At 74.0% G+C, this 18,449-nt stretch carries 17 protein-coding genes; 6 read left to right on the top strand and 11 right to left on the bottom strand.

All coding sequences use genetic code 11. The features are described from left to right. Nucleotides 1-19 precede the first annotated feature (19 nt). Nucleotides 20-538 carry a GNAT family N-acetyltransferase gene (locus ACZ51D_RS21685; RefSeq protein ID WP_360491708.1) on the bottom strand — a complete coding sequence of 173 codons (519 nt, stop codon included), beginning with the start codon at nucleotides 536-538 and terminating at the stop codon, nucleotides 20-22. A gap of 24 nt (nucleotides 539-562) precedes the next feature. Beyond that, the gene (locus tag ACZ51D_RS21680; RefSeq protein ID WP_465624914.1) at nucleotides 563-988 is read right to left on the bottom strand and encodes an ankyrin repeat domain-containing protein; all 426 of its coding nucleotides are present in this window, start codon (nucleotides 986-988) and stop codon (nucleotides 563-565) included. A 397-nt stretch (nucleotides 989-1,385) separates the two neighbouring features. Here ACZ51D_RS21680 and ACZ51D_RS21675 point away from each other — a divergent pair, with 397 nt between their 5' ends. From ACZ51D_RS21675 to ACZ51D_RS21665, 3 genes are all read left to right on the top strand, one after another. Further along, complete coding sequence (locus ACZ51D_RS21675; protein ID WP_188300502.1) at nucleotides 1,386-1,580, top strand: hypothetical protein; 195 nt, start codon at nucleotides 1,386-1,388, stop codon at nucleotides 1,578-1,580. Nucleotides 1,581-1,702: 122 nt separating this feature from the next. Continuing rightward, the gene (locus ACZ51D_RS21670; protein ID WP_465624912.1) at nucleotides 1,703-3,319 is read left to right on the top strand and encodes a hypothetical protein; all 1,617 of its coding nucleotides are present in this window, start codon (nucleotides 1,703-1,705) and stop codon (nucleotides 3,317-3,319) included. A 294-nt stretch (nucleotides 3,320-3,613) separates the two neighbouring features. Continuing rightward, on the top strand, nucleotides 3,614-3,988 hold the full coding sequence (locus ACZ51D_RS21665) for an RNA polymerase-binding protein RbpA (protein ID WP_188300504.1): 375 nt from the start codon (nucleotides 3,614-3,616) through the stop codon (nucleotides 3,986-3,988). A 177-nt stretch (nucleotides 3,989-4,165) separates the two neighbouring features. Here the strand turns inward: ACZ51D_RS21665 and fxsA are convergent, their stop codons facing one another. The 5 genes from fxsA to ACZ51D_RS21640 form a co-directional block, all read right to left on the bottom strand. Next, entirely contained in the window at nucleotides 4,166-4,744 is a 579-nt protein-coding gene (fxsA, locus tag ACZ51D_RS21660; protein ID WP_465624910.1) for an FxsA family membrane protein, read from the bottom strand. 55 nt (nucleotides 4,745-4,799) lie between these two features. After that, the gene (lnt, locus tag ACZ51D_RS21655; RefSeq protein WP_465663379.1) at nucleotides 4,800-6,440 is read right to left on the bottom strand and encodes an apolipoprotein N-acyltransferase; all 1,641 of its coding nucleotides are present in this window, start codon (nucleotides 6,438-6,440) and stop codon (nucleotides 4,800-4,802) included. Between the two features lie 127 nt (nucleotides 6,441-6,567). Further along, entirely contained in the window at nucleotides 6,568-7,026 is a 459-nt protein-coding gene (locus ACZ51D_RS21650; protein WP_465624906.1) for a GNAT family N-acetyltransferase, read from the bottom strand. Between the two features lie 110 nt (nucleotides 7,027-7,136). Continuing rightward, entirely contained in the window at nucleotides 7,137-8,744 is a 1,608-nt protein-coding gene (locus ACZ51D_RS21645; RefSeq protein WP_465663293.1) for an amidohydrolase, read from the bottom strand. A gap of 31 nt (nucleotides 8,745-8,775) precedes the next feature. After that, the gene (locus tag ACZ51D_RS21640; RefSeq protein WP_045694655.1) at nucleotides 8,776-9,216 is read right to left on the bottom strand and encodes an Lrp/AsnC family transcriptional regulator; all 441 of its coding nucleotides are present in this window, start codon (nucleotides 9,214-9,216) and stop codon (nucleotides 8,776-8,778) included. Nucleotides 9,217-9,445: 229 nt separating this feature from the next. Between ACZ51D_RS21640 and ACZ51D_RS21635 the strand changes: the two genes are divergently transcribed. Continuing rightward, a complete protein-coding gene (locus tag ACZ51D_RS21635; RefSeq protein ID WP_465624902.1) occupies nucleotides 9,446-9,940 on the top strand; it encodes a hypothetical protein in 495 nt (164 codons plus the stop codon). Nucleotides 9,941-10,106: 166 nt separating this feature from the next. Here the strand turns inward: ACZ51D_RS21635 and ACZ51D_RS21630 are convergent, their stop codons facing one another. Beyond that, a complete protein-coding gene (locus ACZ51D_RS21630) occupies nucleotides 10,107-11,270 on the bottom strand; it encodes an acyl-CoA dehydrogenase family protein (protein ID WP_465624900.1) in 1,164 nt (387 codons plus the stop codon). Between the two features lie 210 nt (nucleotides 11,271-11,480). On the opposite strand from ACZ51D_RS21630, the gene ACZ51D_RS21625 reads away from it, so the two are divergent. Both ACZ51D_RS21625 and ACZ51D_RS21620 read left to right on the top strand, forming a co-directional pair. Then, nucleotides 11,481-12,128, top strand: coding sequence for a uridine kinase family protein (locus tag ACZ51D_RS21625; RefSeq protein WP_465624898.1), 648 nt, complete (start codon nucleotides 11,481-11,483; stop codon nucleotides 12,126-12,128). 404 nt (nucleotides 12,129-12,532) lie between these two features. Next, nucleotides 12,533-14,623: an AAA family ATPase gene (locus tag ACZ51D_RS21620; protein WP_465624933.1), complete on the top strand. Its 2,091-nt coding sequence runs from the start codon at nucleotides 12,533-12,535 to the stop codon at nucleotides 14,621-14,623. Between the two features lie 63 nt (nucleotides 14,624-14,686). On the opposite strand, the gene ACZ51D_RS21615 is transcribed toward ACZ51D_RS21620, so the two are convergent. The 3 genes from ACZ51D_RS21615 to ACZ51D_RS21605 all read right to left on the bottom strand — a co-directional run bounded on the left by ACZ51D_RS21615 (nucleotide 14,687) and on the right by ACZ51D_RS21605 (nucleotide 18,178). Further along, a complete protein-coding gene (locus ACZ51D_RS21615) occupies nucleotides 14,687-15,673 on the bottom strand; it encodes an NAD-dependent epimerase/dehydratase family protein (RefSeq protein WP_465663292.1) in 987 nt (328 codons plus the stop codon). Nucleotides 15,674-15,791: 118 nt separating this feature from the next. Continuing rightward, complete coding sequence (locus ACZ51D_RS21610) at nucleotides 15,792-16,838, bottom strand: hemolysin family protein (protein ID WP_360491741.1); 1,047 nt, start codon at nucleotides 16,836-16,838, stop codon at nucleotides 15,792-15,794. Further along, entirely contained in the window at nucleotides 16,835-18,178 is a 1,344-nt protein-coding gene (locus ACZ51D_RS21605; protein WP_360491744.1) for a hemolysin family protein, read from the bottom strand. The genes ACZ51D_RS21610 and ACZ51D_RS21605 overlap by 4 nt, the downstream gene beginning before the upstream one ends. Between the last annotated feature and the right edge of the window lie 271 nt (nucleotides 18,179-18,449).

Below are 18,449 nucleotides of genomic sequence, written 5' to 3'. Positions count from 1 at the left end.
TACCCGGCCGGGCGGCCGCTCAGACCGCCGCGGCGAGCTCCTTGCCGAGGCAGACGGCCAGCGGGTGGTCCTTGTAGTAGCCGAACTTGCGGACCGCCGTGTAGCCCTCGGACTTGTAGAGCGCGATGGCCTCGGGCTGCTGGGTGCCGGTCTCCAGGATGAACCGGGTACGGCCGGCCTCGACCGCGGTCTGCTCCAGGCGGCGCAGCAGCGCCCTGGCCAGGCCGCGGCCGCGGGCGTCCGGGACGACGAACATCCGCTTCAGCTCGGCGTCGCCCTCGCGCAGCGCGTCCGGGCCGCCGGCCTCCTTGGCCCGCCAGCCGCCGCAGGCGACCGGGCGGCCGTCCAGGTAGGCGATCAGGAACAGCCCGGCCGGCGCGTCGAAGTCCTCGGCGTGCATCTCGGTGAAGTCGGGGTCGCCGTAGCGGCGGACGTACTCCTGCTGCACCTCCGCCGACAGTGCCTGGGCGTCGGCGTGGGCGAAGCCGGTGATGCGGAAGTCGACGGTGCCGGTGTCCTGGGTGGCGGTGGTGTCCATGGTTGAAAAGCCTACGATCTCCGCTCAGCGAGCCTCGAACCGGGCGACCAGGTCCTCCTTGCCGAACATCCGGGCGGTGTCGAGGGCGCTCGGGGTGCCGGCCTGCGGGTCGGCGCCGCCGGCCAGCAGGGCGGCGAGCACGTCCTCGGCGCCCTTGAAGACGGCGCCGGCCAGCGGGGTCTGGCCGCGGTCGTTGGCGAGGTTCGGGTCGGCGCCGTGCCGGAGCAGCGTCTCGACGGTGGCGGCGTGGCCGTGGTACGCGGCGAGCATGACGAGGGTGTCGCCGCGGTCGTTGGTGAGGTCGGCCGGGGCGCCGGCGTCCAGGTAGGCGGCCAGGGTGTCGGTCGCCCCGGCCCGGGCGGCGTCGAAGATCTTCCCGGCCAGCGCGATCACCTCGGCGTCGGGGGCGTCGGGGGCGTCGGCGGGCTGCTGGCTGGCGGCGTCGGTCATGGCGGGCGGCCTTTCCGGTCGGGTCGTCGGGCGGTCTCGGGGCTGCGCCCAGGGCACGGTAGCGGCCGCTGCCGGAGCGGGCCAGCCGGTGTCCGTGATCCGGATGACGGTCGGGGCCCGCGACGACACGCGGCCACGCGGGTCGCGCAGCCATTCGAGCGAACTTCCCGGACCCCCCGGAAGCTTCCCGCCCACCCCCCGGGAATGCCTTGACGCACCGAATCCCACGGCGACCGGTCCCCACCCCCGCCGGTTCGCATACCGCCGTCCGGCGTCCGGAACGGTATTGAACGGCAGAACCACCCATTTGCCCCGTTCCATCATCTATTACTTTTTGTCACGATTAACGCACTTTCCGTAACACCCCCCGCTTGTCCCCCCTCCCGAGGAGCGGATCGTGATCCTCTCGATTTCCGGCATCGTCCTGTTTGGCACCATCGCCTTTCTCTTCTTCCGCCGGGACGGACTGAAGGTCTCCCACGCCATCGTCTGCGCCCTGCTCGGCTTCTACATCGCCGGCTCGTCGATCGCCCCCAGCATCACCGCGGGCGGCGCCAGCCTCGCGAGCCTGCTCAGCGGCATCAGGTTCTAGCCGCTGCCACTCCCCCGTACCGGCCCGGGCGCGGATCCCACCGCCCCCGGGCCCCGTCGTACCCCACTTCCGCACCCCGCCCGTCGCACCCCACCCGTCCCACTCGCCCGGGGAGTCAAGGAATGCCGCTCCACCGCCACCTCAGCAAGGGCCGCGAGATCGCCCGGACCGCCGGGGACCACGCCTCCGACATGTTCGCCCCGCTCTCCGTCATCGGGCGCGGCATGCGCCACCACGCCGCCTGGGCCAAGGGCCGCTGGCAGGCCACCCCCAAGGAGCGCCGCGGTCCGACGGTCTTCCTGACCGCCGCGATGCTGGTCGGCATCTACCTGCTGCCGCACGGCCTGCTGTTCGCCCTGATCGCCCTGATGGCCAGCGCCGCCTGGGCCGGCCGGGGCCCCAAGGGGCCGTCCGCCCCGCCCGCGCCGGACGTCGCCGACGTCAAGCTCGGCGCCCTCTACGCCGCGCTCACCCCGTACCTGTGCGGCCCCGAGGACGCCAACCCGCTGTACCACTTCGAGGGCAGCTACAAGAACGCCTTCGGCTCCTGGGAGTTCGACGGCGAGGGCCGGCTCTCCCGGCTGGAGCTCGACTACCCGGCCTACTTCACCGACACCGAGCCGGCCGCCCGGGCCCGGATCGAGCAGGTCGTCCAGGGCAAGGCGGGCCGGGCCCGCGAGTACCGCTTCGACTGGGACGAGGAGTCCAACCGGCTGCGGATCGCCGCACTCGCCCCGCTGCCCACCGACGTCGTCGCCCAGCGCTTCGTGGCCGCCCCCGGCGAGATCGTGCTGGGCTTCACCGACGAGGACGGCTCCGCCCGGACCATCCCGGTCACCCAGGGCGGCACGACCGTCCCGCAACCGCCGGTGGTCTGGCGCGCCGGCCCGCGCTCCTCCGAGCCGCACCTGCTGGCGCTCGGCGTCACCGGCTACGGCACGTCCAGCCTGCTCCGCTCGATCGCGCTGCAGGCCCTCCCGTACGCCGACCTGGTGGTGGTCGACGGCGCGGGCACCGGGGAGCACGCCTGCCTGGTGAACCGGCCCGGCGTGCACACCGTGGAGACCAGCCTGCACGGCGCCCTGGCCGCCCTGGAGTGGGCCGCCCAGGAGACCGACCGCCGGCTCACCGCGCTCAACGCCGCCCGGCACGCCGGCTCCGCCCCGCCCGAGGACGCCACCCGGCCGCTCTGGCTGCTGCTGGACCACCCGACCGAGCTGAGCGAGCTCGCCCAGGCCGAGGGCCGCCCCGACCCCCAGGACCTGCTGGAGCTCCCGCTGCGGCACGGCCGGGCCGCCCGGGTCACCGTGGTGATCGCCGACGACATGGAGGCCCGGGACCGGATCACCCCGACCGTCCGCGCCACCACCCGGGCCCGCGTGGTGCTCGGCCCGGCCGGCCCGGACGACAGCCGCGCCGCGCTCGGCGCACCGTTGGACATCGTGCCCGCCGCACAGGCCCCGGTCGGCCGCGGCTACGCTCGGATCGGCAACGGCACCCCGGTCCGGCTGCAGGTGCCCGCCACCGTCGACCCGCTGGACGACGAGGCCCCGGCCCAGCTGCGGGACGCGGTCATCGCCCTGCTGCCGCACCGCGACACCCGCACCGAGGCGGCCGCCGGCGTGCCGCCCCGCCCGGAGCGCCCGCCGCTGGTCGCCCCCGCCGATCCGGCCCCGCAGTCCCGTCCGGTCGACCTGGCCAAGGGCGAACCGATGATCCGCTCGCGCCCGATCTCCTGACCCGCCACGGCTCCGGATCGGGTCGGGGCCGGGGGCGGCGGAGGCTGTCGAAACCCGTCCCGGTAGGCTCGTCACAGAAAGTCCGCACGATCACCAGATGTGAAATAGGTGACACCTGGGGTGATATCACCGGCCAGATGTGACAAATCGGGCGCAGGTGGGTACAAACAGGGGCGGCACAACAGACGACGCATGTCCCGGGACGGGAATCTTCGTCGGAAGCCGAGCGTTGACCGAACGACGAAGAACAGCGACCACTAGTCCTGTGGGCCATAAGCCCGGGAGGCACGATTCATGAGCGAGCGAGCTCTCCGCGGCACGCGACTCGGGGCCACTAGCTACGAGACCGACCGTGGTATCGATCTGGCTCCCCGCCAGACCGTCGAGTACGCATGTCAGAACGGACACCGATTCGAGGTTCCTTTCTCGGTCGAGGCGGAGATCCCCTCGACCTGGGAATGTCGCTTCTGTGGCCAGGAAGCAGCACTTCTCGACGGTGACGAGCCGGAGGAGAAGAAGACCAAGCCGACGCGCACCCATTGGGACATGCTGATGGAGCGCCGGACGCGCGAGGAGCTGGAGGAGGTGCTGGCCGAGCGGCTGGCCGTGCTCCGCTCCGGAGGGATGAACCTCGCGGTACACCCGCGGGACACCCGCAAGAGCGCCTGACATCGCTCCCGCCCCGCGCGGGAGGACGCGAAAAGGGACCCTGGTTTCCAGGGTCCCTTTCGCGTTGTCCACGCTCGGGTGGCTGACGGCTCGGGTGGCTCGGCTGAGGCTCAGGGCCAACTGGCCCGCGGCCGGGTGGCCCCGAGCCGTCCCCGTCCGAGGGGCCGACGGCCCGCGTCAGCCGGTGATCGGCGGACGGTAGGTGGTGTCCGGGCCCTGCGGGCCGCGCGGGCCGGCCTCCGGCTCGACGACCTCGCCCTGGATCACCTTGCCGTCCGGGCGGTGGATGCGCAGCTGCTCCTGCAGCCGCACGGCGTCCGCGAGCGGGCCGGCGCCGACGACGCCGGTGCTGTGCAGCGCCTTGTCGGTGAGCCGGCGCCCGGCCGCCCGCCACAGCGCCCGGGTGGGCGGGAACAGCAGGGTCAGGGCCACCAGGTCCGACAGGAAGCCGGGGACGATCAGCAGGACGCCCGCCAGCACCGTCATGCTGGTGCCGGTCTGCGGCTGCTCGGACTGCGGGTCCTTGCTCTGCTCGATCGCCGCCGACAGCGCCTTCAGCCCGGCCCTCTTGATCACCGAGCCGCCGATCAGGGCGCCCGCGATGAGCAGCAGCAGGACGGTGAGCCCGCCCAGCCACGAGCCGACCTGGACCAGCAGCCAGATCTCCAGCACCAGCCAGGCGGTGATCAGCAACGGCAGCACCCGGCGGAGCCTTCCGCGCGGGGCCGGACGGGTGGGGGCAGCTTGCTGGGTCACGGTACGAATCCACTCCAGGCGGTGCTCTGCGCGCCGCACGGGAGGTCCGGGCCGGCTACGGCACCACCTGGTCCAACGAATCCTGCTCGGCCGGTGTTCCGGCGGCGGCCTTCCTGCGGCGTCCGACCAGCACTCCGGCGGCGCAGGCCAGCAGGCCGCCGATCGCCAGCGTCCACTCCGGGGCGACGCCGACCCGGTCGGCCACCGTGGTGCCGTCGCGCAGCGGGACGGTCGCCGACAGCTCGGCGGGGGTCAGCTCCTCGGTGCGCTGCTGGACGGTGCCGTCCGGGGAGATCACCGCGCTGATGCCGCTGGTGGCGGCGATCAGCACCGCCCGGCCGTGTTCGACGGCCCGCAGCCGGCTCATCGCGAGCTGCTGCTCGGGCTGCCCGGTCCTGGCGTAGGTCGCGTTGTTGGTCTGGACGACCAGGACGCGGGCGCCGCTGTCCACGGTGTCGCGGACGATCTCGTCGTAGGCCACCTCGAAGCAGATGACGTCGCCGATCCGGGCCGGGCCGAGCTGCATCACGCCGTTGTGGTCGCCGGGGTAGAAGTCCCGGGCGACCCGCTGGAGGCGGGTGATCACCTTCATCAGCTGGGCGCGGAAGGGGACGTACTCGCCGAACGGGACGGGGTGCTGCTTGGTGTAGGAGGCGCCGGGGCCGGTCTGCGGGTCCCAGACGATGCCCTCGTTCTGGACGTGCTGCGCGTCCGGGCCGTCCACCAGGGTGCCGACCAGGGTGGGCACGCCGACCGCCTTGACGGCCTCGTCGATGCGCTCCCGGGCCAGTGGGTCGCTGAACGGGTCGAGGTCGGAGGAGTTCTCCGGCCAGATCACGACGTCGGGGCGCTCGACCTTGCCGGCCGCGATGTCGGCGGCGAGGCGCTCGGTGGCCGAGGCGTGGTTGTTGAGGACCATCATCGGGCGGCCGAGGAAGTCCATGCCCGGGTTGGGCACGTTGCCCTGGACGATGGCGACCTTCACGGTGTCGGCCGCGGCGGTGGGCACCGGGACGAGGTAGCCGCAGAGCAGCGCGGCGACCGCGCCGAGCGCCGCCAGCGCGGCCGCCTTCGGGGCCTTGGCCGGCCCGCGCAGGCGCAGGACGGCCCAGGCGAGCAGGGCGCCGGAGAGGGCGACCGCGAAGGTCACCAGCGGCGCGCCGCCGAGCGCGGCCAGCGGGGTGTACGGGGTGGCGGTGTTGGCGAAGGCGAGCCGGCCCCAGGGGAAGCCGCCGAGCGGCAGCCGGTCACGGGCCCATTCCTGGGTGATCCAGAGGCAGGCCGCCCACAGCGGCCAGCCGGGCAGCCGGGAGGTGACGGCCAGTGCGCCGCCGAGCAGGGCCAGGAACAGCGCCTCGACGACGGACAGCCCGACCGTGGCGTCCCAGCCGACCACCCGCAGCCAGCTGAGCAGCATCAGGAAGAACGGCAGGCCGAAGGCGAAGCCCGTCCACAGGCCCTGGCGGAAGGTGCGGCCCCGGGTGAGCAGCGAGAGCGCGGCGACGCCGAGCAGGGACAGCGGCCAGAGGTCGTACGGCGGGAAGGCGAGGGCGAGCAGCAGGCCGGCCAGCGCCGCCAGGCCGGTCCGGGGCAGCCCGGCCCGCACCTTGGCGACGGCACGGGCGCCGCGGCCCGGTCGGGGCGCCGGCTCCTGGGGCTCGGGTGCGGTCCCGGACCGCTCCTGGGTGACGGGAATGGCCACCGGCGCACCATCTTCCTGGGGCTTGCTGTTCGGACGCTGTGCGAAGAAGGTACCCCGGAACGACGGTGGGACGTGCGGTGAGGGTGGTAGGGCCCGGCCGTACCCGCGGCCCCTCGCGTGGTCAGCGCTCGGAGTAGCGGACCGGGCCCAACGGCCAGTGCCCGGCGAGCCAGGCGGAGACGGCTCGGTACAGGGGGGCGTCCAGGTGGGCCCGGTCGGCGCGGACCCAGGAGCTGACGGTGACCGCGGCCGGGTCCTCGCGGTCCGGGTAGATGTAGACGCAGCCGATCACCTCGTCCCGGTCCGGCTCCAGGACGGTGTAGGTGAAGCCGGTGCGCGCGGCGAAGTCGGCGGCGTGGCGGCGCAGGTCGGCGAGGTTGCGCTCCGGCGGCATCCCGTCGGTGGGCGGCCAGTCCCGGCCGACGAAGCCGGGGGTGGCCCGGATGTGGTCGATGCTGCCGGTCCAGGCGGCGTGGTCGGAGGCGTTGTGCTGCTCGCCCAGGGGTTCCAGGCGGAACTCCGGGGCGAGCAGCTCGCGTGGGACGGCGAAGTCCGCGGGTACCAGCGGGTGGGTCGTCATGGTGATCAACCTACGGGGCGGTGCGCCGCCGCTTCACCTCGTTATCGCTGGTGGCCCGTCAGCGCCGGTGGACCGCCGACGCCGGTGGACTGTCAGCACGGGTGGGCCCGTCAGCGCTGGTGGACCATGCGGCCGCGGACCACCGTGCGCAGGCAGGTCGGCAGCGGGTGGCCCGGGGTGAGGTCGGGCAGGCCGGGGGTGCCGGAGCGCGGGTCGGTGGACCAGCCGGCCACCCGGGAGTCGGGGGCCTGGACGACCAGGTCGCCGGCGGCCCAGACCGCGTAGCTGGCGACCGCGCCGGGCACCAGCACCCCGTCCTGGTCGCGGCCGATCGCGCGCCAGCCGCCGCGGGTGTGGGCGGTGAAGGCGGCGCGCACCGAGATCCGGTGGTCCAGGGTCCGGTGGAAGGCCGCCGCGCGGACGGTGCCCCAGGGGTCGAGCGGGGTGACCGGGGCGTCCGAGCCGAAGGCCAGCGGGACGCCGGCCCGCAGCAGGGCCGCGAAGGGGTTGAGGGCGGCGGCCCGCTCGGCGCCCAGGCGCTGGACGTACATACCCTCCGGGCCGCCCCAGGCGGCGTCGAAGGCGGGCTGGACGGAGGCGGTGAGGCCGAGTTCGGCGAAGGCGGCGATGGACTTGTCATCCAGCGCCTCGGCGTGCTCGACGCGGTGGCGCAGGGCCTTGACCCGGCCGGCGCCGACCCGTTCGCCGGCCGCCCGGACACCCTCGATGACGGCGGCAACGGCCGCGTCGCCGATGGCGTGGAAGCCGGCCTGCAGCCCGGCCTCGGTGCAGGCGGTGACGTGGTCCGCGACCTGCCCGGCGGTCAGATAGGCGGTGCCGGTGTGCTCGGCGTCCGCGTACGGGGTGTGCAGGCAGGCGGTGCGCGAGCCGATCGCGCCGTCCACGAAGAGGTCGCCGCCGGCGCCCACCGCGCCGAGCCGGCGGGCCGTCTCGACCCCGCCCGACTCGCCCCAGTAGCCGAAGACTTCGGGCCCCTCGCCGTCGGCGGCCAGGGCCAGCAGGGCGGCCAGGTCCTGCTCCGAGGAGATCTCCGGGCCGGCGCACTCGTGCAGGGCGCCGATGCCGAGTTCGGCGGCGCGGGCCAGGGTGGCGCGCTGGGCGCGGCGGCGCTGCTCGGGGGTGAGGCGGGCGAGCGCGGTCTGCCGGACGGCGTGGTGGGCGTCCTTGGTGAGCGGGCCCTCGGGGTCGTGCCCGGGCCGCCCGGCCAGGCCCTCGGTGAGGGTGCGCAGCGCGGTGGTGGCGAGCGCGGAGTGCACGTCGGTGCGGGAGAGGTAGAGCGCGGCGCCCCGGGCGGCCGCGTCGAGTTCGGCGAGCGCGGGCGGGCGGCCCTCGGGCCAGCCGGTCTCGTCCCAGCCGTGGCCGATCAGCACCCCGCCGGACTCGGACCGGGCGTCGACGAAGGCGGTGACGGCTTCCAGGGCGGCGGCCAGCGAGGGGCTGCCGGTGAGGTCGAGGCCGGTGAGCGCCAGACCGGTGGCGGTGGCGTGCACGTGGGCGTCCACGAAGGCGGGGGTGACCAGGGCGCCGTCCAGCTCCACGATCTCGTCGACGGTCGCGGCGTACGCCTCGGCGGCGCCGTCGCTGCCGACCCAGGCGATGTGCTCGCCCTCCACGAGCATCGCGGTGGCGAAGGGGTCGGCGGGGCTGTAGACGGCGCCGCCGCGCAGCAGGACGGTCCGTGGGGTGCGTTCGGTCATGCCGCTAAGTCTGCACCTCGGCTGTTCGGGCTCAGAGCTTCGGGGGTCGCGCCTCGTACGGGGTGGAGAGCACGACGGTGGTGCGGGTGGACACGCCGGCGGCGCTGCGGATGCGGGCGAGCAGGTCCTCGAGGTCGCCGGGGGCGCCGACACGGACCTTGAGGATGTAGTTCTCGTCGCCGGCGACGCTGTGGCAGGCCTCGATCTCGGGCAGGCCGGCCAGGCGTTCGGGGGTGTCGTCCGGCGCGCTGGGGTCGAACGGCTTGACCGAGATGAACGCGGTCAGCGCCAGGTCGACGGCGTCGGGGTCGATGATCGCGGTGTAGCCGCGGATCACCCCGCGCTGTTCGAGGCGGCGCACGCGCTGGTGCACCGCCGAGGTGGACAGGCCGGTGGCCTTGCCCAGGTCCGTGTAGCTCATCCGGCCGTCCTCGAGGAGCAGCTGGACGATGCGTTGGTCGAGATCCTCCACAGTCCGCAAACCTACCCGGTCGGGAGCACGGGGGGCGCACGAGGTGGCACGGAGAGGGATTGCAGGTGCCACGCGGGCACGTGCCGGGCGCATGTGGCAGCCGGTGTGGCCAAGGACACACCCGGTGCATCACGGTGCACACCACCGCAGGATTATGAGTCCGGATCACAGGGAAGTGCTGGTTGTGGCCCTGGATGACCACGCCGGGCCCGATCCTAGGGGGATCCTCATGCCTGCTACTGACCAGCGCGTGCTGGGCGCCGACGAGACCGACGATATGACCGGCCGCGACGACCTCGCGGTCGACCACGCGCCGGGCACCGACCCCGGCGAGGCCGAGACCTGGGAGATCTTCCGGGTCAACTGCCCCGAGTGCCGCCGCCCGATCGGCCTGGTGTCGGACGAGGAGCGGCTGCCGCAGCACGCCCTGCTGCCGACCGCCTGGAACCCCTTCGCCCCCGCGATCTGCCCCGGTTCGGGCGCGCCCACCGACGACCTGGCCGAGGTGGAGGCTCCCGAGGACACCGAACCGGCCGGGTTCGACGCGCTGTTCAAGCTCCCGAACGAACTGGACTGGCGCACCCAGCCGTTCTCGCACGCGGTGGCGCACCGTCCGGTGCGGATCGCGGCGGTCGACCCGGCGGTGCCCCCCATCCCCTCGACCCCGACCGTCGCCGCACTCTGCTCCATCCCGGAGCAGCGCCGCCGGCTCGTCCGACGCTGACCATCCGCCCCGAGCACGCGAGTTGACGATCCGTCAGGAACGCCTCCGGCCGTCACTCCGCACCCTGGAGTGACGGCCGGAGGCCGTTGGGGGGAAGGCTCGGGCCTTCGGCGGCGGTTTTCGGCGATCACCGGGCCTTCGGCGGCCACCAGGCCTTCGGCGGGCGTCAGCCCTTCGTGAGGTGGCGGCCGATCACCAGGCGCTGGATCTGGTTGGTGCCCTCGACGATCTGCAGCACCTTGGCCTCGCGCATGAAGCGCTCGGCCGGGAAGTCCTGGGTGTAGCCGTAGCCGCCGAGCACCTGGACGGCGTCGGTGGCCACCCGCATCGCCGCGTCGGTGCAGAACAGCTTGGCCATCGCCGCCTCCTTGGAGAACGACCGGCCCGCGTCCTTCAGGCGCGCGGCGGACAGGTAGAGCGAGCGGCCGGCCTCGATCTGGGTGGCCATGTCGGCGAGCATGAAGGACAGGCCCTGGAACTCGGCGATCGGGCGGCCGAACTGGCGCCGGGTGCGCGCGTAGTCGACCGCGAGGTCGAGCGCGGCCTGGGCGACGCCGATCGCGCAGGCGGCGATGCCGAGGCGGCCGGAGTCCAGCGCGGCGAGCGCGATCTGGAAGCCCTGGCCCTCCTCGCCGACCAGCCGCTCGCGGGGAACCCGGGCGCCGTCGAAGTGCAGCTGGGCGGTCGGCGAGGAGCGCATGCCCATCTTGTGCTCCGGCGGGGCCGCCGACAGGCCCTGCTGGGTGCCGGGGACCAGCAGGCAGCTGATGCCCTTGGCGCCCGCGCCGCCGGTGCGCACCATGGCGCTGTAGAAGTCCGCCTGCCCGCCGTGGGTGATCCACGCCTTGGTGCCGTTCACCACGTACGCCTCGCCGTCGAGGTCGGCGCGGGTGCGCAGCGCGGCCGCGTCCGAGCCGGACTGCGGCTCGGAGAGGCAGTAGGCGCCGAGCTGCTCACCGGAGAGCATGCCGGGCAGCCACGTGTCGCGCTGCTCGTCGGTGCCGAAGGTGGCCAGCGCGTGGCAGGACAGGGTGTGCACGCTGACACCGAGGCCGATGGCCAGCCAGCCGGCCGCCAGCTCCTCCAGCACCTGCAGGTACACCTCGTAGGGCTGCTCGCCGCCGCCGTACTTCTCGTCGTACGGGAGGGAGAGCAGGCCGGCCTCGCCGAGGGTGCGGAAGACCTCCCGCGGGAAGCGGCCGGCGGACTCGTCCTCCGCGGCACGCGGCTGCAGCTCGCGCTGCACCAGGTCCCGGGTGAGGCTCAGCAGCTCGCGGGCCTCCTCGCTGGGCAGCTGGCGCTCCACGGCTTTCACAGGGGAGGGGGTCATGGCGGCGGTCGCCTCCTCGATTGGGCGCCGGGCCGAGGTGTTGGCGGGTGCGGCGCAGATGGGGCACGACCGACCGACCGGCACCGGGTTGCGGTGAACGGCCGTTCACAGTCGTGGCGAAGCGAGTATGCCCGAAACCCGCGCTGCCGTCACGACCTGCACAGATGAACTGTCCGCAGTGGTGGGATACGGCACCGTAGGGTTGACGATGTGGCTGCTTCCGGTACCTCCTCCCCCGCTCGGCCCTCCTCCGCCGCACGGCACACTCCCGGCGACGGGCTGAGCGCCCTCGCGGCCGAGCTGCGCGCGCTGCCGCCGTCCTGCGGTCCGGTGCGGCTGGTCGCGGTGGACGGGCACGCCGGCTCCGGCAAGACGACCTTCGCCGGCCGGCTGGCGGCGGCGCTCGGCGGGGCGCCGGTGGTCCACCTGGACGACCTGGCCACGCACGAGGAGCTCTTCGAGTGGACCGGGCGGCTGCGCGAGCAGGTGCTGGAGCCGCTGTCGGCCGGGCGGGACGCCGCGTACCGGGTGTACGACTGGTCGCTGCGCCGCTTCGCGGGCACGGCCGAGGTGCCGGTCGCCCCGGTGGTGCTGGTGGAGGGGGTCGGCGCCGGGCGGCGGGCGGTGCGGCCGTGGCTGGCCCGGGTGGTCTGGATGGAGCTGGACGCCGACGCGGCCCGTCGGCGCGGCGAGGAGCGGGACGGTCCGGATCTGGCCGAGTTCTGGGCGGGCTGGGCCCGGGCCGAATCGGCGCATTTCGCCGCCGACCCGAGTCGTCCGTACGCCGCGACGCACGTCGACGGTGTGACCGGCCGGATCGTGCCGGGCACCGTCGGTGAACCTTCAACAGTGCCTTGACCTGCGACATCACCAGGACTTAGGTTCTCCTCAGCCGCCGGAACGAAAGCTTCCGGCCGCATCGGACCCGGCGTCCCCGGCTTGTTCCCCCGTGAGCCGGGGGCGCCGTTCGGTCCCCTTCCGAATCTCGCTCCCCCGCCGCTCGTTCCGGTGCCCGGCTGCTCAACAGCCGCTCGCGCGATCGCATTTGACCCTGTGCGGCACCCTTCCGGATCAGCCCCGCGCCGGTACGATTCCTGGCAGGCGCACATGCGCCGCAGGGGGCTCGACGACCACCGGCCAGGCTGGACACAGACGACTCGCCGGCCGAGCCCCGGGCCACACCGCGGGGGGCGTGAGTGACGACGGTGGACAGTTCCGACAACACGGCGGGCAGCCCGGACCGACTCGCCGACCGGGCCTGGATGCGCGCCATGGACGCCTACACGGCCGGCGCCTACGCCCGGGCCGAGGAGGAGTTCCGGGCCGCCGTCCGACTGGACCCTGGCATGGCCGACGCCTGGCTCGGCCTGCACGCGCTGCGCAGCGACACCTCGGCGGCGCTGCTGGCGATGTACCGCAACCAGAAGCGGTTCGGCGAGCAACGGCGGCTGCACCGACGGCCGCTCAGCTCCTGGTACTGGCTGGGCTGGTGGGTGCAGCCCGTCCTCGAGGACGCCCGCGACCTCGCCCTGGCACACGCCTCGCACTGGCTGGACGGCCGCCATCTGGCCGAGCTGGACCGGGCGTTGGAGCAGTGCCCGGCACCCAGCGAGGACCCGGCCGCCCGGTTCCTGTACGCCTGCCGCTCCTATCTGCTCAAGGACTGGGAGCAGCTGATCCGGGACACCGACCGGCTGCTGGACGACCCGCTGCTCGGCATCGAGGCCGGGCTGTTCGCCGGCATGGCACGGGTGCGCCTCGACATGTGCGCGCAGGCCCAGGTGCCGCTGGCCGCCTCACTGGCCCGCTGCCGCTCCGAGCAACCGCAGCGCAAGGAACTGCGGTACTGGCTGGCGCGGGCGTACGAGGGCGCCGGGCGCAGCGCGGCGGCCCTGCCGCTCTACCGGGCGGTGCACCGGGCGGACCCGGCGTTCATGGACACCGCGACGCGGCTGGCCGCCATCTCGGCCGAGGACGCGCTCACGGACGGACTGCTGGCGGACGGACAACCGGCGGACGGGCCGGCGCCAGGCGGGCTGTCGGCGGGCGGGCGTTCGGACGCGGGCGGGGTCGAGAACGACGCACCGGGCGGGCCGGGCGTCGAGGCGGGCTTCCTGGACGACATCGGGTACGTCGCCGGTCCGGGCTACGACGAGGACTTCGGGGACGGGGCCCGGCTGGACGGCGCGACCGTCTCCGGCGACGGCGTGCTGAGCGGCGGGCCCTCGACGGACGCCGGCCTGGTCGGCGGGGGCCCGGCGGCGGAGGTCCTGCCCGACGGGGCGTTGATCGACGGCGTCCTGACCGACGGGGCTCTGCCGGACGGCGCCCTGCCCGGCGGGGCTCTGCCGGACGGCGCCCCACTGGCCACCGGGGAGCGCTCCGGTTCGGGCGCCCCCGTCGGCCCGCTCGGCCCCGCCGCGCCGCCGCCGCTGCCCGTGCGCGGCCAGGCCCAGCCCCGTTCGGCCGCCGCGCCCGCGCCCCGGCCGAACGGTGACGAGCGCGAGTTGGACGCCGCTCTGGCCGAGCTCTCGCTGATGGTCGGCATGGAGCCGGTCAAGCGCCAAGTGCGCGCACTGTCGGCCCAGTTGAGGATGTCGCGACTGCGGGCCGAACAGGGCCTGCCGGTCCAGCCGCCCAAGCGCCACTTCGTCTTCTCCGGCCCCTCCGGCACCGGCAAGACCACCGTGGCCCGCATCCTCGGCCGGGTCTTCCACGCCCTCGGCCTGCTCTCCGGCGACCACCTGGTGGAGGCCCAACGTGCCGATCTGGTGGGCGAGTTCCTCGGACAGACCGCGGTCAAGGCGAACGAGCTGATCGACTCCGCACTGGACGGCGTGCTGTTCATCGACGAGGCGTACAGCCTCTCCAACTCCGGCTACACCAAGGGCGACGCGTACGGCGACGAGGCACTCCAGGTGCTGCTCAAGCGCGCCGAGGACAACCGGGACCGGCTGGTGGTGATCCTGGCCGGCTACCCGGAGGGCATGAACCGGCTGCTCGCCACCAACCCCGGCCTCAACTCCCGCTTCACCACGAGGGTCGACTTCCCGAGCTACCGCCCCGGCGAGCTGACCGCGATCGGAGCCGCGCTGGCCGGCCGGGACGGCGACGGCTGGGACGAGGACGCCGCCGAGGAACTGGCCAGCATCTGCACCCACGTCGTCCGCGAGGGCTGGATCGACGAGCTGGGCAACGGCCGGTTCATCCGCACCCTGTACGAGAAGTCCTGCGCCTACCGGGACCTGCGGCTGTCGCTGCTGCGCGAGCCGCCGGGCCGCGAGGACCTGGCCACGCTGCGGCTGCCGGACCTCGTCCAGGCGTACGGGGAGCTGATCGACGGCCGGGGCTGAGCCCCGCCCCCGGACCGGCCCTGGGTCCCCGGCCGCCCGGCTCAGGCCTTGAGCAACGCGCGCTCAGCCCTTGAGCAGCGCGGCCTCCCGCTCGGGGTCGAGCCCGACCGCGACCCGGTCGGCGCGCTGCGGGGCGGTGCCGCCGATCCCCTGCAGCCAGGCCCAGGTGTCCTCGACCGTCTCCGCCACCGGGCGGCAGCGCAGCCCGGCGCCGACCGCGCGCTCGATCGAGCCGGTGTGCAGGAACTCGTACAGCTCGCCCGGCGCCAGCCAGATCGGCAGCTCGGTCCACGGCTCGACGCCCGCCGCCAGGATCCGCTCGGCGTCGGTCCAGCGCAGTTCGGCGTCCGAGCCGGTGACCCGTACGCAGGCCTCCAGCAGCTCCGCCATGGTGGCGTGCCCGGACGGGCTGACCACGTTGTACGGGCCGCCGAGGCGGGCAGCCGTCGCGTCCAGGGTCCAGGCCGCGAGGTCGCGGGCGTCGATGTACTGCAGGGCCAGCTCGCGCGGCCCTGGGGCGAGCACCGGCCCGCCCTTGGCTATCCGGTTCAGCCACCAGGGCAGCCGGCCGATGTTCTCGTGCGGGCCGAGGATCAGTCCGGCGCGGGCCAGCAGCGCCTGTCCGCCGTACTCCGCCTCCAGAGCCAGCTCGGCGCCGCGCTTGGCCTCGGCGTAGGGCACCTCGCCGGTGAGGTCCGGCGAGGAGGCCACCACCGGCGCCGATTCGGCGGCGTCGGCCACCAGCGGGTAGTCGTACACCGAGCGGCTGGAGACGTACGCGTAGTGGCCGACCCGGCCCTTCAGGGCCCGGGCGCTGTCGCGCACCGCGGCCGGGGCCCAGGACCAGGTGTCCACCACGGCGTCCCACTCCCCCGTCCCGAGCGCCACGAGCCCGTCCTCGGCCGTGCGGTCGCCCTTCAGCACCCGGACGCCCTCGGGGGCGGGCTGCGTGCCGCGGTTGAGCGCCGTCACGTCCCATCCCCGGGCCAGCGCCTCCTCGGCGACGACCCGCCCGACGAACTTGGTTCCACCCAGCAGGAGAAGTCTCATGCCGGCCACTCTCCTCCGAGGACGGCCGGCAGGGAACGGCTGCATGCTCTGGGCAGAATCGCCGGGAGCGGACACGCCGTCAGCGAAACCGGGAACGCCGGGGCGCGACGACCGGCCCTCAGGCGGTGGCGCGGTGGTCCGGGTCGTGCATCTCGCCGATCAGCTCCTCCAGGACGTCCTCCAGCATGACCACGCCGAGCGTGCGCCCGTCCTGGTCCAGCACGGCGGCCAGGTGGCAGGCCGCGCGGCGCATCGCGCCGAGGGCGTCGTCCAGCGGGAGGCCGCCGCGCAGCACCGTGATCGGCCGCCACAGGCGGGCCGGGATCGGCGCCGAGGGGTCCTCCACGTCGAGGATGTCCTTGAGGTGCAGGTAGCCGAGGTAGCCGTGCCCGGCCGGGTCGCCGTCGGTGACCGGGAAGCGCGAGAAGCCGGTGCGCAGGGCGAGCTCCTCGACCGCGGCGGCGGTCGCCTTGGTGTCCACGGTGACCAGCTGCTCGGGCTTGAGCAGCACCTCGGTGACCGGGCGGCGGCCGAGCTCCAGCGCGTCCTCCAGGCGCTCCTGGCGCTCCTCATCGAGCAGGCCGGCGTCCCGGGAGTCGGCCAGCAGGTACATCAGCTGCTCGGTGGTGAAGACCGACTCGACCTCGTCCTTGGAGTCGACCCGGAACAGCTTCAGCACGCCGTTGGCGAAGGCGTTCAGCAGCCTGATCACCGGGGCGAGCCAGCGGGCCAGCCGGTCCAGCGGCGGGCCCAGCCAGAGCGCGGCCTTCTCCGGACCGGCCATCGCCATGTTCTTCGGCACCATCTCGCCCATCACCATGTGCAGGAACACCACGACGGCGAGCGAGATCCCGTACGAGAGCGGGTGCATCAGGCCGGGCGGGACGCCGATCGCGTGGAACGGCCCCTCCAGCAGGGAGGCGATGGTCGGCTCGGCGAGCGCACCGAGGCCCAGCGAGCAGACGGTGATGCCGAGCTGGGCGGCGGCCAGCATCGCGGAGACGTTGGACAGCGCGTGCAGCACGGTGCGGGCACGCTTGTGCCCGGCCTGCGCGAGCGGCTCGATCTGGCTGCGGCGCACCGACACGACGGCGAACTCGGCGCCGACGAAGAAGGCGTTGCCGAGTAGGAGCAGGAGCGCGACGGCCAGTTGGAGCGCGGTCATCGGGCGTCCTCCCCGTCCTCGCCGAACGACGCGGGCGCGGTGGTCCGGGCCACCCGGACCCGGCTGGTGCGGTGGCGGTCGACACCGGTCACGGTGAGCCGCCAGCCGGGCAGCTCGGCCTGCTCGCCCACCTCGGGGAGCTTGCCGAGCAGGTCGGCGACCAGGCCGGCCAGCGTCTCGTACGGGCCGTCCGGGGCGTTCAGGCCGATGCCCTCCAACTGGTCGATCCGGGCGCGGCCGTCGGCCTCCCAGACCGGCAGGCCGTTGACCGGCGGCAGCGGGAACAGTTCGGGGTGGTCGTCGGGGTCGTGCTCGTCCTGCACCTCGCCGACGATCTCCTCGACGATGTCCTCGACGGTCACGACGCCGGCGGTGCCGCCGTACTCGTCGACCACGATGGCCATCGGCTGGAGCCGGCGCAGCCGTTCGAGCAGCACCTCGGCGGGCAGGGTCTCGGGCACCAGCAGCGGCGGCGAGGACAGCTCGACGACCCGTACCAGGCCGCGTCGGGCGGCCGGGACGGCGAGGGCGTCCTTGAGCGTCACGATGCCGGTGACCTCGTCCAGGCTGTCGGTGTAGACCGGGAAGCGGGACAGGCCGGTGGCCCGGGTCAGGTTGAGGACGTCGGAGGCGGTGGCATCGCGCTGGAGCGCGGCCACGTCGACCCGCGGGGTCATCACGGACTCGGCGGTCAGCTCGCCCAGGCCCAGGGTGCGGACGAACAGGGTCGCCGACTCCTCGTCTATCGCGCCGGCCTTGGCCGAGTGCCGGGCCAGCGAGACCAGCTCGGCCGGGGTCCGGGCGTGGCCCAGCTCCTCCTGCGGCTCGATGCCGAAGGCCCGGACCGTACGGTCGGCGGCGCCGTTGAGGAAGCTGATCAGCGGGCGGCAGACGAAGGAGAAGGCCATGTGCGGGGCGACGACCGCGCGGGCCACCTGCAGCGGGCGGGAGATCGCCCAGTTCTTCGGGACCAGCTCGCCGATCACCATCTGGACGACGGTGGCCAGCACCATGCCGACGACCACGGCGACACCGCGGGCCGCCGAATCGGGCACGCCGAGGCCGGACATGACGGGCGCGAGCAGCGTCGACAGGGCCGGCTCGGCGAGCATGCCGACCACCAGCGAGGTGACGGTGATGCCGAGCTGGGCCCCGGAGAGCTCGAAGGAGAGGTGTCGCAGGGCCCTGGCGACGCGGCCGGACTGGGCGTCGCCCGACTTGGCGGAACGTTCCACCGCCCCGCGCTCGACCGTCACGAAGGCGAACTCGGCGGCCACGAACAGGCCGTTGGCGAGGATCAGGAGAACGGCTGCGAACAACAGCAGCCAGGCGGTGATCACAGTGCCGCCTGCCTTCCGCGGGGCGGAAGTGAGGCGGCGCAGGTACTACCGGACGGATCGTCCATCGAGGGGGAGTGTCACTCCTCAGGTCGGTGCGGTCGGTCGCTTCGGCGGGCGCTGTGGAGGGTCGCTCAGCGCACCCGCTTGGGCGCTCGCTTCAGGGCAGGGCGAACTTTGCCCTGCTTTTACCAGCGTAGACCATAGCCGGACGGACGCTGGAAGCGTGTTCGGGCCCCTCTGGCCCCCGGAACCGCAGGTCGGGGGCCTGCCC

The organism is Kitasatospora sp. NPDC033851, from assembly GCF_055576085.1.
Note: the sequence above shows the minus strand (reverse complement) of the source record. Positions and strands in the feature narration are given on the sequence as shown.

What these genes read in the sequence shown, in the direction of transcription:
- ACZ51D_RS21680 (WP_465624914.1), bottom strand. Translation starts at nt 988, where the DNA reads ATGACCGACGCCGCCAGCCAGCAGCCCGCCGACGCCCCCGACGCCCCC.
- ACZ51D_RS21645 (WP_465663293.1), bottom strand. Translation starts at nt 8,744, where the DNA reads ATGACCGAACGCACCCCACGGACCGTCCTGCTGCGCGGCGGCGCCGTC.
- ACZ51D_RS21610 (WP_360491741.1), bottom strand. Translation starts at nt 16,838, where the DNA reads ATGACCGCGCTCCAACTGGCCGTCGCGCTCCTGCTCCTACTCGGCAAC.
- ACZ51D_RS21685 (WP_360491708.1), bottom strand. Translation starts at nt 538, where the DNA reads ATGGACACCACCGCCACCCAGGACACCGGCACCGTCGACTTCCGCATC.
- ACZ51D_RS21620 (WP_465624933.1), top strand. Translation starts at nt 12,533, where the DNA reads ATGCGCGCCATGGACGCCTACACGGCCGGCGCCTACGCCCGGGCCGAG.
- ACZ51D_RS21670 (WP_465624912.1), top strand. Translation starts at nt 1,703, where the DNA reads ATGCCGCTCCACCGCCACCTCAGCAAGGGCCGCGAGATCGCCCGGACC.
- ACZ51D_RS21635 (WP_465624902.1), top strand. Translation starts at nt 9,446, where the DNA reads ATGCCTGCTACTGACCAGCGCGTGCTGGGCGCCGACGAGACCGACGAT.
- ACZ51D_RS21615 (WP_465663292.1), bottom strand. Translation starts at nt 15,673, where the DNA reads ATGAGACTTCTCCTGCTGGGTGGAACCAAGTTCGTCGGGCGGGTCGTC.
- ACZ51D_RS21630 (WP_465624900.1), bottom strand. Translation starts at nt 11,270, where the DNA reads ATGACCCCCTCCCCTGTGAAAGCCGTGGAGCGCCAGCTGCCCAGCGAG.
- ACZ51D_RS21665 (WP_188300504.1), top strand. Translation starts at nt 3,614, where the DNA reads ATGAGCGAGCGAGCTCTCCGCGGCACGCGACTCGGGGCCACTAGCTAC.
- ACZ51D_RS21650 (WP_465624906.1), bottom strand. Translation starts at nt 7,026, where the DNA reads ATGACGACCCACCCGCTGGTACCCGCGGACTTCGCCGTCCCACGCGAG.